Below are 16158 nucleotides of genomic sequence, written 5' to 3'. Positions count from 1 at the left end.
GGGAAAGTCATGAGTTTTCGCTATGGCCATATCGCACAGCGGGTGTTCAACACACCGTTGCTCTACGATCCGCGCAAGGCGGAAGCTTTCTTGCAGGGCATGGGCAGCCGGATCGCTGGTGATACCATCGTCATCGCCAACCCGGCGGGCGCTGCGGATCATGTTGCTTTCGGTAATGGCCGCCCACTGGCGGGCAAGGTCGGAAACCGACTGGAGCGAGCCTATCAGCGCGCCAATATGTTGCCGTTCGACATGATCGACAACATTGCGATCATCCCGGTCGAAGGCAGCCTTGTCCATAAGGGTGGGTGGGTCGGTTCGGCCTCTGGCGAGACCTCTTACCAGGGTTTGCAGGCTCAAGTCGCGGCGGCCCGTAAATATGCGGGCGTCAAAGGCGTGGTCTTCGAATATGACAGCTATGGCGGCGAGGTGAACGGCGGGTTTGAAACAGCCGCCGCCATGCAGGCGCTTTCGCGGGAAAAGCCGACCCTGGCGATCCTGACAGATTTTGCCTATTCGGCGGGGTATCTGCTGGCATCGCAGGCGCGGGGCATCGTCATGCCGGAATTTGGCGGGGCGGGGTCCATTGGCGTGATCATCATGCATGCCGATTATTCGCAGGCCCTTGAACAGGATGGCATCAAGGTCACAATCATCCGCTCCGGCAAGAAAAAGGCGGATGGGAACCCGTACGAACCATTATCTGCCGATGTTGCTGACCGCTGGCAGGCGCAGGCCGACCAGATGCGCGACAAATTCGCCGAAACCGTCGCCAAGGGCCGCAAGAACCGGATCACCAAGGCGAAGGCGCTGGCGTCTGAAGCCGATGTTTATGACGCAAAGCAGGCCCTTGCCATGGGTTTGGTGGATGCCATCGGCGATCCCATCGAGGCGTTCGACGCCTTCGTGAAGGAAGTTAACCGGAGTTGATCCCATGACCAGTTTGATTGCCACGATCCGGGGGATTGTTTCTCCGGGATCGCACCCCCTTGCCCTCGACGAGGGTGAACCGGACGCAAATGCGTCCTTATCCGAAGCGCCTCTGACCCCTGAGGCATCAACCACTGGAGGTGACATGTCTGCAAACCAGACAGTGCCCGGCGCGGCTTCCGCGACCGGAGCAATCGCCGCCGTCGCTGCCGCCGTTCAGGGTGGTGCAGATGGCGCGCAGGCAGCCGTAGATCGGATCAATTCGATCCTGTCGGCAGACGGCATCAAGGGGGACAGCGCCCGTATGAGCGCCGCCCTCGAACTCGCCAGCACGGCCCCCGGCATGACAGCCGAACAGGTCGTGGCATTCGTGACGGGCAACGTTGCCGGTGCCAACACCGCCGCGCCTGCTGCGGCTTCGGGGCCAGCGCCCGCCGCCGCCGCACCGGCTGGTCAGCCAGCCATATCCTATGAGCAGCAGCGCCTTGCTGCCGCCAATCTTGCCATGCCCGGCGGCGGACAGCCGGCGGCCAAGGAAACCGTAGGTGCATCCTGGAAGGATGCCATTGCCAAGGCCGGCGTCGGCCGGAAGGGAGCATAACCCATGACCGTCCTGACCGAAAAACTCGGCCCCGGTTCCTGCATCATCCAGGAAGGCGACCACTTTTACAGCCGCGACGTTGTTGTCGTCGCGCCTGGCGTCGGCGTGACATATCCGGCCAACACCGTGCTGGGCAAAATCACCGCTTCCGGCAAGTACGCCATTTACAACCCCGCCAACAATGATGGCAGCCAGACGGTTGCCGCCATCCTCATCTACCCGGTGACCGGCGAGGACGAAGCGACGGTCCTGCGCCGTCATTGCCAAGTCAAGGCACCAATCCTGAACTGGTTCAGCGGCGCCACCGACAACCAGAAAACCGCTGGGATCACCGCACTTGCGGCTCTCGGCATCATCGCGCGATAAGGAGCAATACCATGGCATCCATGGACATTTTCAGGGACGATGCCTTCAGCATGGTGGAGCTTTCCGCTGCGGTGAAGGAAGTCGAGTACGTGCCTCAGTTGCTGGGATCGCTCGGCATTTTCGAGGAAAAGGGCGTATATGTGCGCAAGATCGCCGTCGAGAAAAAGGGCGATACTCTCAGCCTGATCCCGACTTCCCCAGATGGCGCCCCGCCGCGTCAGTCCACGCCAACAACGGGCAATATCCGTGATTTCCGGTCCGTCCGCCTGGCTGACGGTTTCACACTTTACGCTTCCGAAGTTGCTGGCTTCCGTGCGTTTGGTACGGAAAGCGAGCTGAAGGTAGTGCAGACCGAATATGCTGAACGCATGGCGGATGTACGGACCAATATGGATCTGACCCACGAATATCATCGCCTCGGCGCATTGCAGGGCAAGCTTCTCGATGCAAATGGCACATCGGTCATTTATGACTATTTCGATGAATTCGACATTGCGGAACCTGCTGCCATCGATCTTGCTCTTGATGTCGATACCACTGACGTTCGTGGCAAATGCCATGAACTGACCCGCAGCATGGCGCGTTCCGCCAAAGGAGCGTTCACGACTGCGACCAGTGTTCACGCTCTCACGGGCGATGAGTTCTATGACACCCTGGTGAACCACCCGAAGGTCATCCGGACTTATGAAAACTGGGCTGCTGCTGCCGATCTGCGGCAGAATATTGCGTTCCAGGCCTTCACTTTCGGTGGCGTCACCTGGCACAATTATCGCGGCACGGATGACAATTCGACGGTTGCCATTCCAACTGATGAAGCCAGCATTTTCCCGGTCGGTGCGAGCAATGTCTTCAAAAAGTTTGTCTCGCCAGCTGACGAATTCATGCCCTTCGTCAACACCAAAGGCCAGGATGTCTACGCCATGAACATCGTAGATAAGGACCGCGAGGCATGGGCGAAGGGTGAGCTTTATTCCTACCCTCTCTACATGTGTGTTCAGCCGCAGGTCCTGCGCCGCGCCACGCTGTAATCTTCCATCCGAGATCGGAAAGGCGGGGTGACCCGCCTTTTCAGTTCTTTGTTTGCCTGGAATTGGAAGGAAAAATCATGGTTTCCTATGCTGTGACGAATAATGGGTTTCGGTCGCAGGCTATCCGCGTTCGCGGCGGCCACTGCACCATCCGCCCCAACAAGACCGAGACGTTGACCCCTGACCCGGTGCTTGATGATGAAGACATCGAACGTTTGACCGCGCTCGATCTTGTCTTCGAGCAGGTGCTATCTGCTGAAGAGCTGGCCGAGGAAGCTGCTGCCAAGGCGAAGGCCGATGAAGAGGCCGCCGCGAAGGCTAAGGCTGAACAGGACGCTGCGGACGCCGCCGCTGCCAAGGTAAAAGCCGAGGAAGAGGCTGCCGCCAAGGCCAAAGCAGAGCAGGACGCAGCCGATAAGAAGGCTGCCGAGGAAGCTGCTGCCAAGGCAAAGGCCGAACAGGACGCTGCGGACAAGAAGGCCGCTGATGAAGATGCTGCGAAGAAGGCCGCTGATGAGGCCAAGCAGCTCGATTTGTCCGGCCAGAGCAAGGCTTGATCCATGGATATCGCTGCTGCCCGTGCTGCCTTGCCATCGATGACGCGGGCTTTGCTTGGTGAGCCCGCGACCATCACGCCGATGACGATCAGCAAAATGAAGTCGAGCCGCGACCTGTCGCGCGATTTGCAGACCGGCGTCATGGCGCGGTTCGATTCTGTGCCTGACGATACGGCATTGGGTGGCGGTGATGTGGTGCGCAGCCGCGCCACCGTGGGTGCGGCAACCAAGACGGTCAGCTTTGACCGGGCAGCGCTTGACTGGCTGCCCAAGCAGGGTGACCGGATCTCGCGCGCCAACGGCGATGTCTTCGAAGTCGTGCGACCCGGCGAGGATGCTGGCGCCGGCGTGATTTTCTGGCTGTCGGAGGTCTAATCATGGGTGTTGTTCGCCAGCTGATCCAGATTGCCGCGACGGAAGCGCTTCTTTGGCGGACCATTGCCGAGGATCGCGTCAAGGACAGTTTGATCATGGCGTTGCCATTAATCATGGATGATGACCCGAAGCCAATCATCGCCGTTTCTGTCGAGGACAGTCTCAGCCCATCGACTGGCGACGGCCTGTTTCGCACCGATGTCAGTATGACGCTGCAATTGCAGATGGCCGTGGCGAAATCTGTTTCGGTCGCGGTGGAAGATGAAAACGGCGGTCCGGGCAGCATGTCCATGCTGGAAATTGGCACCACGGATGCGGCTCTGGAAGCAAGTTTGAACCTGATGGACCGGCAATGGCGGCTGGCGCTTTCGGACCCGGGCAATGAATGGTCCCAGATTCTGCTTGGTCTTATCGGCGGTTTTGGGCGGATCAGCGATGTTCGCATGGTCGATCCGGAAAGCGGGCGAAAGCATGCGGCCCGGATCATTGAAGTCACGCTCGATCCGATTGCCGAGCCATCATTGAGGCAAGATGTACCAGAGGTGATTGCCACCGGGTTGGCGAAAATGACCGAAACGGACGATTATGCCGATCTGGCGCGGATCTTCTCGGCCTCACTGGCTGGTGGCGCCGGTCTTGCCAAATGGGAAGAGGTACAGGCGATGCTGGGCGTGACCAAGCCGGTTCCCGCCCTGATCGGGGTTGGCACGCCGGATGATGGCATTGAAGTTCTGATCAGCGACGTGTCGCTGAACATCGCCGGGGAAATCGAGGCTCCGGGCGCATGAGCGACCAGGTGCTTGTCAACATCATCCTTGAGCTGAAGGCCGAGGTTGCGGGCCTGCGCCGGGCAGTGCAGGGCATGCAGCGGGTCGGCACGGTTCACGCTGTTGATGGCGATACTCGCCGTCTGCGGATGAAACTGGCGGGCGATGCTGGCAATGAATTCCTGACGCCATGGCGGCCATGGTCGGAAGTGGCTGGCGCTGAAAAGAGCTGGCGGCCACCATCCAAGGGTCAGCAAATGATATTGCTGTCGCCATTTGGCGATATGCGGCAGGGCGTGGCGGTACCATTGACGTTTTCGGATGCCAATGGCGCGCCGTCTTCGGCGCTTGATGCCCGCATCCTGTCGTCGTTCGGTTCCGGCCTGATCGGGTTTTCCGACAATGGTGGGGTGACCGAATTGCATGGAGAGCGGGTCAATCTGGCCGGGACAGATGGCAAGCGGGTGGCGCGGCTGGGTGACCGGGTGCGCGTATCCAGCGGTTCGTCTGCCGGTCTGTGGCCTATTGTCGAGGCATCGGAAAAGGTTTTTGCCGAATGAGCACGCAATACGGCATGGACCCGGAGACTGGAAAGTGGGTTTCCGGCTGGGATAGCGTGGTGGTTGCCATCGGCAAGCTGCTGACCACCCGATATTTCGAGCGGGTGTTGCGCGAATATGTCGGATCGCCCGTGCCAACCATTCTTGGCCAGACGGCCAACGTGCAGACGATCCTGAAATTCCGCTGGGCCTTGGTGCTGGCGATCGAGCTGTTCGAGCCGCGCTTCAAACCGACCAAAGTCACCATGGACGCGCTGGATCGCAAGGGAAACTCGACCTGGACCATTCGCGGCACCTATCGGCCACGGGCGCATCTTGGCGACCTGACCGAAGCCGGTGAAGTTTCGCTTTCATTCGGTTCTGACGGAACCTCAACCATCATCGCAGGGTAAATCATGGTCGATCTGACGACACTGCCGACCCCGCAGATGCTGCAAAGCATCGATGCGGAGGCGATGATTACCACCATGGCGACCGCCTTTGTTGCATGGGCGCAAGACAATTACGGTGTGGATGTGACCGGCATTGTCTCGCTGGAAGGTGAGCCGATTGCCGTGCAGATCGAGTTTCAGGCCTATCAGCGGGCGGCGCTCTATGCGTCTTTCAACGATGTGCTGAAATCCAATCTGCTGGCGTTTTCCGCCGGGGCCGATCTTGATGCGCTTGCCGCCGACCATGGAGTGACCCGCTTGACGGGCGAGACAGATGCGCAGTTGCGGTCTCGGATCGTGCTGGCCGATCAGGGTTCTTCCACGGCAGGGTCGGAAGAATGGTACGCCTATCAGGCGCGGTCCGTTTCGTCCGAAGTGGATGCTGTTGCGGTTTACCGGACGGGCAGCGGCCCGGAAATTGAGGTTGCCATTCTGTCGACTGCGGAGGGTGGCGTGCCATCTTCGGCGCTGCTAGCGCAGGTCTCGGCGAAAGTCACCTCCAACGCGGTGCGGTGCGTGAATGATATCGTGTCTGTGGTGTCCGGCACCAAGACCACTGTTGATGTCGTGGTGGATGTCTGGCTGTTGCCGGATACGCCGGTTGCCGTGTTCGATGGTCTGGAAGCCGTGTTGCGGGCTGCGCTCGATAGCGAGGGAGGCTTCGGCTTCGACATAAACCGGGCCTGGCTGATTGCCAAACTGATGGTATCAGGTGTGTCCAAGGTGTCGATCACCGCGCCCGCCGCCGATGTGGTAGTGGACAGCAATTCGGCGGCGACATTTGGCACGATCACCCTTGCCTATAAGGGCCGCTCGAAATGACGGCGGTGATTGTTCCCAGCAATTCGACGGTGCTGGAAGAGGCGCTGGCCGTTGCCACCGATCCTTACGACGCCACGCTTGATGATATCGATGCGGTGCGCGGGTTTCGCTACCAGCGCCCGCTGAATGCGACTGTGGCGCCCTATCTGGTGCAGGAATACGGGCTTGGGCCGATTGCCGATTTCTTTGCGACAGCAGAAGACCTGATCGATACCGGCCGGGCCTGGCAGAGAATTCGCGGGACGCCGAAAGCCGTTCTCGATGCGCTGCGCTGGATTGCCTATTACGGCGCGCGGCTTGAAGACCAGGTGAAGGGTCGCCGCCGCTGGCATCTTTATCAGATCGCCATGGGTGAATTGCCCGGCGATGACGAGGTGCAGCGGCTCTATAATGCCTGGTATCTCGCTGATCTGTCGGACCCGGCCCGGGCGGAATTCTTCCGCGGCTACTTCGGTTATGATGTTCGGGGCCTTGCCTGGAGCCGTCATCGCTGGGGTGGGGCATTGTGGGGAGATTCATCGGGCACACGGATCGATGGCAACCCGGTCAAATGGAGCCATGGCCGCAGCCATTCGGTTGCCATCGAAGATACGTTCTACGAATGGGAATTGTTCGGCTGGAACGATCTGCTTTCGGCTTTTGGCGATGGGGGATGGCCCGGCATTGCGTGGTCGCAGGCGACAATTCCGTGGTCGGCTGCAGGATCGTCGACGACCATGAAGGCATGGCTGCTGTTACAGCAGACCGCCTTTATCGCATTTTATGCCGCTGGTGGGGATGTGATCGGCTATGCCCGGGTGATCATGGCGGCGGAAAACCAGACGGACGCAGACGATGACCTGGTGACCGTCGCCTATAAAGTCCGGACCCGATTCGGAAATGGGGCCGGGAAGACCGTGGCGAAGATCAGCATCATCTACGGGCTTGAACTGGCCGATGGCGTCAAACCTTACAAGCCCTGGCTGGAGCCGTCCGATGTGATTGCCGGATCTGGCGTCGAGGTTGGGAAAACCAATTTCGCGCTGACATTTTTCAGGACGGTGCGCGAGTTGATGACCGTGACGCTGACCATCAATCCGATCCAGATCGTGCCGGTGCATTACGCAAACCCTGCTCTGAGCCTCGGCTAATAGGATTTATCCATGACAACCAATGTTTTCGATACCGGGACGTACCCGGATCTTGCCAATGTGCATGACCGGTCGACGGACCGACCGGACATTGACCGCGTCTATTTCGGTGAAGGTGATTTTGCGCAGGCTGCCGATATCAATGAGGCGTTTTCCATCGAGGAAAAGAAGCGCAGCGCGATTGGTGATCTGGTCGCCTCCGATGGCGACCGGCTGTCCGGTGCTGACATTGTCGTCGACGTGGATGCTGGAACGGTGTTGATCACGCAGGGCTCGATCTATCTGAAGGGTGCGCCGCGCAGCGTTGACGCCCGGACGTTGACGGGTGTTGCGATGACCGGCGATGTTTCCTTGGGTGTGCGGGTTGTGACTTCGCCCCTGACGGCGGCGGATGACAGTATTTTCTATGGTCTCGTTTCCGGCACGGAAGGCTACGGCGAAGAAGGTGCGGTGCGCACCAATATGGCGATCACCTGGGCGACGGCGACGGATGGCGGCGAGGGCGATTTCTACAGCTATTCCATGTTGCGCGACGGTGCTGTGATTTCGCAGGATGCCCCGCCGACGCTGACCGGCGTGCAAAAGCAGATCGGCACCTATGATTATGATGCCCATGGCAATTATGTGGTGCGAGGCTGCACTGTTGCGGCGCTGGGCAAGACAGGATCGGCACAGGTGTTTTCCGTGGGCGCTGGTGTCTGCAACGTGCAGGGGACGAAAGTCACCCGTGGCAGCGACAACCGCCTGACCGTGGCGGAAGAGCCCGATGTGGCATCGGTCAGCCTGGAAGGGCATACCTTTGCCAGTGGCGGCACGGGCACGGTCACCATTACCGCTCGCCGTCCGCCGATTGCGGCTATCGAGGATATCGTGATCACCCGGCAGAAGACTGTGACGCTCTCCAAGGGTGTTGGTGGTTCTTCCGATGCACTGCCCGATACCGGCGTGGTCAGCATCATCAGCGTGGTGCAGCTCTCGACCACCTATACTGTCGACACCGATTACATCCGATCCGGTGACAGCGTGAACTGGTCTCCCGCTGGCGCCGAGCCTGCCACCGGGTCGAGCTATCAGGTGACCTATCGCTATTATGACAATGTCGTGCCTGACAGCTTCACCTCGACCACCATTGTGGTCTCTGGCGGTGTCGACGGGACCGACATGTTCCTGGAATATTCCTACAAACTGCCGCGCTATGACCGCATCCTGATCTCGTCCGATGGTTCGCTATCCTATCTCAAGGGCATTTCGTCGGTCGCCAATCCGCATGCGCCCGCCGAACCGGAGGATGCCTTGTCGCTCTGCACGGTGCAGAATGATTGGTATGGCACGCCTGTTATCAACAACGATGCGACCCGTGCTATCGGATACAAGAGGCTGAACTATCTTCAGGACAGGCTTTCCGAGGTGATCGACCTTGTGCTGATCGAGCGGCTGAAATCCGACGCCAACGCCCGTTCTGCCGGGCCGACGCTGGGGGTGTTTACCGATCCTCTGTGGGATGACAGCTACCGGGATTTCGGGGTCGCCCAGACGGCGGCAGTGTTTGACGGATCGATGCAAGTGGCAATCGACGCCGATGTGCGATCCGTTCGGCTGGCCGATTGGGGGCTGCTAGATTACAGCGAGGAAGTGATTGTTTCGCAGGAGCTTTATACGGCTTGCGAAAAGATCAATCCCTATCAGAATTTCAACCCGGTCCCGTTCGAAATCACCATTGACCCGTCGACGGACTATTGGACCGAAACCCAGACGGTTTCGCTTTCGGCGATCACGCAGGTGTTCGGCTCCGGCAACGAAAGCCGCGTCCGGTCGTCTACCGTATCATCCACCACGACCAGCACGGTGATTGCCTATTTGCGCCAGATCGACATTGGTTTCGAAATCACCGGCATGGGCGGCGGCGAGAACCTGTCGGGCCTCACCTTCGACGGGCTGGACGTGAACCCGGGCGGGATCGTCGCCGATGTGAATGGCAAGGCCACCGGCACGTTCCAGATCCCCGCCAATGTCTCGGCTGGCACCAAGAAGATCGAGGCGGTTGGTGGGGCAGGGCTTTCGGCATCTGCGACCTTCCGGGGTGAAGGCCGGTTGGAAACGACCACGACGCAAACCACCACCGTCATCGAGCGGTTTTCAACAGTGACCGTGACCCGTGAACATGAAAGTGGCGGCCATAACAGTTCCGACCCGCAGGCGCAGAGCTACGCTTTGACCGAAGGGCGCTATATCACATCGCTGGATGTGAAATTCTGCGCCATCGGCACGCGCTCTAAGCCTGTTGATATCGATTTCGTGGAAATGGAAAACGGCTTTCCGACCAATTCGGTGTTTGCCAACAAGCGGATCGATATGAATTCGGTTGCCACCGGGGGCTGGACGAAGGCGGCGCTGGATTGCCCGGTTTACAATCCGGCCGATACCTATCTGGCCTTCAAGCTGCGCACGGACGATGCCAGCCATTCCATCGGGATCGCCACGCTCGGCGATTTCGATTCGAGCGCGCAGGCGTGGGTGACATCGCAGCCCTATACGATTGGCGACCGGTTTTCCGGGTCGAACAATGAAAGCTGGCTGCTGCATCCGTCCAGCGACATCAGTTTCAAGATGCGGGCCGCCGTGTTTTCGCCGATCACGAAAAACATTGCCATCGGTGATTTCGTCGTGGCTGACGTGTCCGACATTCTGATCCGCTCCGATGTCATTCTGCCGGAAAGCAGTTGTTCCGTGGTGTTTCAGGTGAAGGTGCCGAAGGTGACCAGCGGCGTCACGACCTATACGACCTACACGGTCTCTGTCGATCAGACCTTGGAGCTGGACTATTTTGCCACGGGAACCGTAACCATCACAGCTGTTTTGTCCGGCACGTCGAAGGTTTCGCCGCTGCTGAACAAGGATGTCACGGTGATTTTCGGAACCATGCGGGCAATGGGCGACTATGTCGGCCGCAGCTTCACCATGGGATCGGGCGTCGAGCTGAATGTGGTGTTTTCTGGTCTGCTGCCAAACGGGTCAACGGTGGCTGTGTCGGCCGATGCGAATGACGGCACATTTGCTGCGGCGTCCTTGTCGAAGGCCGAGGCCCTGGACGATGGCTGGGTGGAATACACCTACAAGATTGCCAGCCATGCCGCACCGGATGGTGGGCGATTGAAAATGGTGCTGACCGGAACGCCGGCGGCCCGCCCTGCCATTGCCGACCTGCGCGCCTGGACGTTTTGAGGGTAGAACATGACCGTCGATCTTGAGACAAGCAACCGGGAATACCCGCTGCCAAACATCGAAAATACCATGGCGCATGATGTTGCCAGGCTGATTAGCGCGCTGACGGCCATCGATGTAGATGTGGCCAGCATCTTGACCACCTTGGCGCTGAAGGCCGCCATTGACAGCCCGGGCTTCAGCGGCAGCCCGACAGCACCCACCCAGCCACCAACCGCAAACAATGCCACGCTGGCAACGACCGCGCATGTGAAGGCGGCGCTTTCGCAATTTCTGTCCGACGCGGAAGGCGCGATCTCGACCATCACCGAATTGCAGGCGGCGCTTGAAGACGCTGATGTCGTCACTGGACTGACGGCGCTGATCAATACCCGCGCACCGCTGGACAGCGCCAATCTGACCGGGACACCGACGACAGTCACGCCCGCCGCCGATGATAATTCGCAGAAGATCCCGACAACCGGATGGGTCCAGTCGATCAAGGCGATGATCCTCGGCGGTGTGGCGGCGGATGGCAATACATTGGCCAAGCTGTTTGCAGCGCTTGGCGGGGACAAGAATTTTGCCGCCACGGTCGCGTCGGATTTGGGCAACAAGGCCTCGCTGAACAGCCCCGCCTTCACCGGCAACCCGACAGCGCCGACACAGACAGCTGGCAGCAACAATACGCGCATTTCGACCACAGCTTTTGTCACAACGGCGATCTCAACAGCCCTGGCCTCTGTTTCGTCCTCGCTGTCGAGCTTGGCGGCTTCGGTGGTTCCGGTCGGACGCAAGGTGTCAGCGGGCAGCGGATTGAATGGCGGCGGCGATCTTTCCGCAGATCGTGCCATTTCGCTCGGCAGCGCCAAGCCGATCACCAACAGTACGACCGGAACAGTCGATAATACCGGCCACGATCACCCGCTCGGGTTTGTCGCCGCAGAAGTCTATACAGGATCAGAGACGGACCTGACGGATTTCCCGATTGGTGAAAGTATCATCGTTTATTCCGGCGGGCTCGTGTTCAATCGTAACGCGCTGATCGTCCCTTGCCACAACAAGACCAATGGTGGTGGCTTCACGCGCGCCAACCGATCTGACGCGGGAACGCCTTTGAATGGGACATGGAGAGTTCGTGGCGGTCTGGGTGATGGCCATGCTCAATGGTATCACGCCAAAAGGGTCGGATGACCACCACCTGACCACTGACGCCACCCGATATGGCCGCCTTTCTGGCGGCTTTTTTTATGGCCGTATTTGCCCGCTGGCCGGGGCTTATCAGCAATAGGAGCTTCGGTCATGACCGACCCGACATTTGGCATTACCATCAACCGAAGCGCCAACGAGGCGACGACGGCCTCGAAAGCGCAGATGAGCGTCGTTGGCATTTGCATGCCGATCGATAAGGCTGCCAGCGCCGATCAGACGGCGTTCAACACGGCGTTCCCGCTGAACACCTGCGTTAAGCTGAACAGCAATGACACCAGCATTCTGGCGCTCTGCGATCAGGATGGCGGCTTCATCGACGCGGTCGAAGGCATCAACGATCAGCTTGGCAGCTATCAGACGGCGGCCACCCTGGTGGTTGTCCGTGTTGCCGAGGGTGTCGACGATGCGGCGACCATGGCCAACATCACCGGCACATCGGTGGCAGGCACGGGCATCTTCGCCTTTCTCGATGCCGGTCCGGATGTCGGGGTTTATCCCCGCCTGCTGATTTGCCCGGGCTTTACCAAGGTCCATGCCGATGGCGCCGCCAACCCGGTGCTGGCGTCGTTGCCGACTGTGGCCAACCAGATCCTCGCGCAGGTGATTGCCGATGGCCCGGCAGGACTCACCGACTTTACCGATTGGGTCGAAAACCATGCCGGTATGCGGATCATTCCCGTTTCCGGGGGCGTCTATGCCACTGACAGCACCGGCACGGATGTGTTGCGACCGATGAGCCCGCGCGTGGCTGGTCTGTTCGTACGCCGCGATTACGAGAATGATGGATCGCCCTTCAAGTCGATTGCCAACCAGACGGTCTATGGCATTACCGGCGTGGAAAAGAATTTGCGGTTTTCGCTCACGGATGGATCGACAGAGGGCCAGCAGATCCTGGCCGTGCATGGCGGCATTATCGTCCGGGGCGAAAGCGGCGACGATTTCTCGATTTCCGATGGCGGTTTCGTCTTCATCGGCACGGACAATCTGTCCGAGGAAAGCGTCTGGGACCAGTATCACAAGGTCCGTGGCCGCGATTTTGTCGAGCTGACCGTGCTGCGCACCGTGCGGTCCTACCTCGGCAAGTACAATCTGACCACACAGACCATCCAGTCTGTCGTCAACACCATTTCCACCATCCTGCAGAACCGGCAGTCAAACGGCGATATCCTCGGGTTCCGGGCGCGGTTCGACGCGGACAAGAACAATGCCAGCGACCTGCGCGCCGGGCATATCTACGTGGATATGCAGTTCGAAGAAGCCCCGGTCTTCAAGCGTCTGACTGTGGCCTCCCGGCCTTACGCGGCGGCGCTGGATGCCACCATCGATGAAATCTTGGCGGCACAGAACGCCTGACCGCTGGCGAGATAAGGAAACACGCACATGGCTGAAAAACTGCTTATCCTCGAACAGGTCAACATCTTCGTCGGCGATGCTGACCCTGAGGACACCAACCACGTCAAGCTGCAAAGCCTTGGCCTGCCAACACTGGAACGCGCCGCCGTCTCGCATCTGGGCGGCGGTGCTGTGATGAGTGTCAACTGGACCGTTGGCGCCTTCAACGCGCTGGAGCCCAGCTTCAAACTCGCCGGCTTCACCGAGACATCCTATAAGTATCTCGGGATCGGCAGCAATGAGAGCCAGAAATTCACCGCTTATGGTGTGCTGCGCAACAAGCAGACGGGTGCCATCTTGCAGGCCAAGGCCGTTATCCAGGGCATTGTCGGCAAGGTGACGCCGGATAGTTTCGACCGGGCCAGCGCCTTCGGCCACGATCATGGCATCACAGAAGTGACGCATTACCAGCTGACCGTTGACGGCACGGAGTGGTTCTATCTGGACTATTTCACCTCGACGGTCCGCCAGTTCGGCAATGACGAAACGCAGTCGATCCGCGTGGCGCTGGGGATTGAATGATGGTTGAGCCGCGCCGCAGCCGCAAGCCGGTTGATGATCCCTTGGGGCAGGCCCTGGCCGGGCCTGCACCCGCCGTGCCGGAAGCGTCCCCCGCGCCAAAGGCCACGCTGGTCGATCTCGATGCCTTCACCACATCGGTAGGCGAGGTTTACAATTCGCCTGATCTTGATGACGAAGAGCGTGATCCGGTTGTCATTTACGACGATGAGCGCGCCGGATCGCGGTCTTACACGCTGGTGCATAAGCCGAAGGTGGACGGCGTGTTGCTGGCCACCGTCACCATGCGGCTGCCGGAACAGCAGGATATCGATGATTTTTATTCCGGCGAAATCTCTGGCACCCGCGCCATGCTGGCCCGCCTGACCGGGCTGCATCCAGCCGTGATCAAGCGGCTGAAATGGCCGGATGCGGAGGCTGTATTCCAGCTTTACCGCGATGTCGTGCCGTCCTTCATGATCGGGGAATGATCCGTTGAGCAAGTTGCAAGCCTCGCTGGTGGTCGATCTGGTCGACAAGACCGGCGCGAAAACATCGGCTGTTATCGGCAATATGAGCCGTCTGCAAAAGGCAGAGCGGGATTATATGCTGTCCAGCAAGGGCTTGCGGCTGTCTAATAAAGACAGGTCGATGGAACGCCTGATGATGGAGCGGCAGGCTGCCGAGGAAGCGCGGCTTGCCCAGATGAGAGAAAACCATGCCAGAAGCGTGGCTTCGCGGGCGGCGGTTATAGGCCGCCTGGCCAGCGGTGTTGCCATCGCTGGCGCCGCTGCGGGCAAGGCCTATGTTGACTTTGCCGAGCTGGAGCGCCGGGTCAACCGCATCGTGATCAACGCCGATAAGGGTGCCGATGCAATTCAGCCGACAATTGCCAAGCTTCAGGAAGTCGCGTCTACGACCAAGATGGCCTTTTCCGATGTTGTCGAAGGTTTGGAGACGCTGGTTTCATCTGGGCGTTCGCTTGATGAAGCGATGCAGTTTCTGCCAGCGGTAACGATGACGGCGCAGGCATCCGGTGCGGCTATCTCCGATATGGCGTTGACGGCAGATTCGATGTCCGGATCGCTGAAGATTGGTGCCAAAGACATGCAGCATGCCTTCGATATTCTGGTGGCAGGCGGCAAGGCTGGCAAGTTTGAGCTGAAGGATATGGCGTCCGAACTGCCAAGTCTGCTGCCAGCCTTCGCGGCCCTTGGGTACAAGGGTACCGCTGGACTGGAGAAGATGGTGGCGATGTTGCAGGTTTTGCGCAACCAGACCGGCACCTCCGGCGAGGCGGCAACCAATTTGCAAAACATCCTTCAGAAGATGTATTCGGCTGACACCGCCACCAAGTTCAAGAAATTCGGCATTGACCTGCCGAAGTCATTGGATAAGGCCCGCAAGAGCGGCAAGGATGTGATCGACGTTTTGCTTGATATGAGCCTGATCGCCACAAAAGGCGATCTCTCCAAGCTGACATTGCTGTTTCCCGATGCGCAGATGCAGGCCGGTGTGCGTGGCCTGATCACCCAGCGCGAGGAAATGAACAAGTTGAATGCATCCCTGAAAAATGTCGATGGTTCGACCATGCGGGATTTTGCGCAGGTCATTGGCGATAGCAAAGCCAAGTTGCAGGATCTCAATAATGAATGGGATCGGCTGGTGAAGAATGTCGGCTCTGGTGTTGCCAAGGTGGCAAGCCCGGCTTTGAGCTACATTAATGAACAGATGGATGCGAACCGCAAAGCCAGCGAAGCGGAAAGCGAGCGCATCAAGGCAGTGCAGAGTGAGGCGACCGGATATAAGGGGGCCTGGAATGCCCGCAATCCGAATGCCTGGCCATGGGAGGCGGGCAACGCCTATTTCGAGGCGACCAAACGGGTGAAAAGCGGCGAACAGAAAGACGTGATGGCCGAATTTACCGATGGCCCGCCACGTCAATGGCCAAAAGCGGCAGGGTCCGTGCAATCTGCCTTGAGTGAGAATGAATTACTCCAGCAGCAAATGGATGCGGCGCTGATGGGCACCAATGGTGCGCCGAATATTGGCACCGTGATTTCCGACCAGATCACCCAAGGTGGCGGTGCAGCAGGCAAGGCGGCGGCCGATACTATGCAGAGCCAGGCGGGTGCGATTGGCGCCGCCATAGGGTCTGCCATCGTCTCGAAAATCTCCGGAGCCCTCGGTTCCTTCATGGCCAACCCGGGCGGTGGGCAGCCACGCAGCACGGGGCAGGCGGTGCAGCAGCAGAGCAACGGGCAGTTTATCGACGCGCCTTGATACCG

General features: G+C 59.4%; 17 protein-coding genes. All 17 read left to right on the top strand.

What is annotated here, in order from left to right; translation table 11 throughout:
- The first annotated feature begins 9 nt into the window (after positions 1 to 9).
- Positions 10 to 930, top strand: a complete 921-nt coding sequence (locus G6L01_RS07675) for a S49 family peptidase (protein WP_156533379.1) — start codon at positions 10 to 12, stop codon at positions 928 to 930.
- A gap of 4 nt (positions 931 to 934) precedes the next feature.
- Positions 935 to 1531, top strand: coding sequence for a hypothetical protein (locus G6L01_RS07670; RefSeq protein ID WP_174109455.1), 597 nt, complete (start codon positions 935 to 937; stop codon positions 1529 to 1531).
- Positions 1532 to 1534: 3 nt separating this feature from the next.
- Positions 1535 to 1897: a head decoration protein gene (locus G6L01_RS07665; protein ID WP_070164796.1), complete on the top strand. Its 363-nt coding sequence runs from the start codon at positions 1535 to 1537 to the stop codon at positions 1895 to 1897.
- Positions 1898 to 1908: 11 nt separating this feature from the next.
- Positions 1909 to 2925 (top strand): major capsid protein, encoded by a 1017-nt coding sequence (locus G6L01_RS07660; RefSeq protein ID WP_174109453.1) that lies wholly within the window; start codon positions 1909 to 1911, stop codon positions 2923 to 2925.
- 77 nt (positions 2926 to 3002) lie between these two features.
- Positions 3003 to 3482, top strand: a complete 480-nt coding sequence (locus tag G6L01_RS07655) for a hypothetical protein (RefSeq protein WP_174109451.1) — start codon at positions 3003 to 3005, stop codon at positions 3480 to 3482.
- 3 nt (positions 3483 to 3485) lie between these two features.
- Positions 3486 to 3857 (top strand): hypothetical protein, encoded by a 372-nt coding sequence (locus G6L01_RS07650; protein ID WP_156584048.1) that lies wholly within the window; start codon positions 3486 to 3488, stop codon positions 3855 to 3857.
- A gap of 2 nt (positions 3858 to 3859) precedes the next feature.
- On the top strand, positions 3860 to 4645 hold the full coding sequence (locus G6L01_RS07645) for a hypothetical protein (protein ID WP_174109449.1): 786 nt from the start codon (positions 3860 to 3862) through the stop codon (positions 4643 to 4645).
- Entirely contained in the window at positions 4642 to 5184 is a 543-nt protein-coding gene (locus tag G6L01_RS07640) for a phage baseplate assembly protein V (protein ID WP_233740891.1), read from the top strand. Before G6L01_RS07645 ends, G6L01_RS07640 begins: the two co-directional genes overlap by 4 nt.
- On the top strand, positions 5181 to 5576 hold the full coding sequence (locus G6L01_RS07635; protein WP_070150702.1) for a GPW/gp25 family protein: 396 nt from the start codon (positions 5181 to 5183) through the stop codon (positions 5574 to 5576). The genes G6L01_RS07640 and G6L01_RS07635 overlap by 4 nt, the downstream gene beginning before the upstream one ends.
- A 3-nt stretch (positions 5577 to 5579) precedes the next feature.
- The gene (locus G6L01_RS07630; protein WP_081344049.1) at positions 5580 to 6437 is read left to right on the top strand and encodes a baseplate J/gp47 family protein; all 858 of its coding nucleotides are present in this window, start codon (positions 5580 to 5582) and stop codon (positions 6435 to 6437) included.
- Positions 6434 to 7567, top strand: a complete 1134-nt coding sequence (locus G6L01_RS07625; protein ID WP_174109443.1) for a phage tail protein — start codon at positions 6434 to 6436, stop codon at positions 7565 to 7567. Before G6L01_RS07630 ends, G6L01_RS07625 begins: the two co-directional genes overlap by 4 nt.
- A gap of 12 nt (positions 7568 to 7579) precedes the next feature.
- Positions 7580 to 10789 (top strand): DUF4815 domain-containing protein, encoded by a 3210-nt coding sequence (locus G6L01_RS07620; protein WP_156584044.1) that lies wholly within the window; start codon positions 7580 to 7582, stop codon positions 10787 to 10789.
- Positions 10790 to 10798: 9 nt separating this feature from the next.
- Positions 10799 to 11962, top strand: a complete 1164-nt coding sequence (locus G6L01_RS07615; RefSeq protein WP_174109441.1) for a hypothetical protein — start codon at positions 10799 to 10801, stop codon at positions 11960 to 11962.
- 108 nt (positions 11963 to 12070) lie between these two features.
- Positions 12071 to 13333, top strand: coding sequence for a phage tail sheath protein (locus G6L01_RS07610; protein WP_174109439.1), 1263 nt, complete (start codon positions 12071 to 12073; stop codon positions 13331 to 13333).
- A 27-nt stretch (positions 13334 to 13360) separates the two neighbouring features.
- The gene (locus G6L01_RS07605; RefSeq protein WP_070164786.1) at positions 13361 to 13894 is read left to right on the top strand and encodes a phage major tail tube protein; all 534 of its coding nucleotides are present in this window, start codon (positions 13361 to 13363) and stop codon (positions 13892 to 13894) included.
- Entirely contained in the window at positions 13891 to 14361 is a 471-nt protein-coding gene (locus tag G6L01_RS07600; RefSeq protein WP_174109436.1) for a phage tail assembly protein, read from the top strand. Before G6L01_RS07605 ends, G6L01_RS07600 begins: the two co-directional genes overlap by 4 nt.
- 4 nt (positions 14362 to 14365) lie before the next feature.
- Positions 14366 to 16153, top strand: a complete 1788-nt coding sequence (locus G6L01_RS07595; RefSeq protein ID WP_174109434.1) for a phage tail tape measure protein — start codon at positions 14366 to 14368, stop codon at positions 16151 to 16153.
- The last annotated feature ends 5 nt before the right edge of the window (positions 16154 to 16158 follow it).

This window comes from Agrobacterium vitis, assembly GCF_013337045.2.
Classification (GTDB): Bacteria; Pseudomonadota; Alphaproteobacteria; order Rhizobiales; family Rhizobiaceae; genus Allorhizobium; species Allorhizobium vitis_B.
This window is presented reverse-complemented; position numbering and strand designations above follow the sequence as displayed.